Raw genomic sequence first — 350 nt, forward strand, 5'->3', positions numbered from 1 at the left:
GTTAGAGGTTCGACTCCTCTAGGGTGCATGAAGGGAAACGAGGTCATATGACTCCGTTTTTACTTATGATCGGGAAGTAGCTCAGCTTGGTAGAGTACTTGGTTTGGGACCAAGGTGTCGCAGGTTCGAATCCTGTCTTCCCGATATCTGGCGGTGTAGCTCAGCTGGCTAGAGCGTCCGGTTCATACCCGGGAGGTCGGGGGTTCGATCCCCTTCGCCGCTATAACGATCTTGTTGGACCTTTAGCTCAGCTGGTTAGAGCTCTCGGCTCATAACCGAGTGGTCGTAGGTTCAAGTCCTACAAGGTCCATAATGAATATCTTGGAGGATTACCCAAGTCCGGCTGAAGG

General features: G+C 52.0%; 3 tRNA genes. All 3 read left to right on the forward strand.

Annotation, left to right across the window (positions count from 1 at the left end):
- Positions 1 to 70: 70 nt before the first annotated feature.
- Positions 71 to 144: transfer RNA gene (locus A0765_RS09755), tRNA-Pro, on the forward strand.
- Between the two features lie 5 nt (positions 145 to 149).
- A tRNA-Met gene (locus A0765_RS09760) sits at positions 150 to 223 on the forward strand.
- Between the two features lie 13 nt (positions 224 to 236).
- Positions 237 to 310 (forward strand) — tRNA-Ile (locus A0765_RS09765).
- Positions 311 to 350: the final 40 nt, after the last annotated feature.

This window comes from Streptococcus cristatus, from assembly GCF_001588905.1.
Taxonomy (GTDB): Bacteria; Bacillota; Bacilli; order Lactobacillales; family Streptococcaceae; genus Streptococcus; species Streptococcus cristatus_N.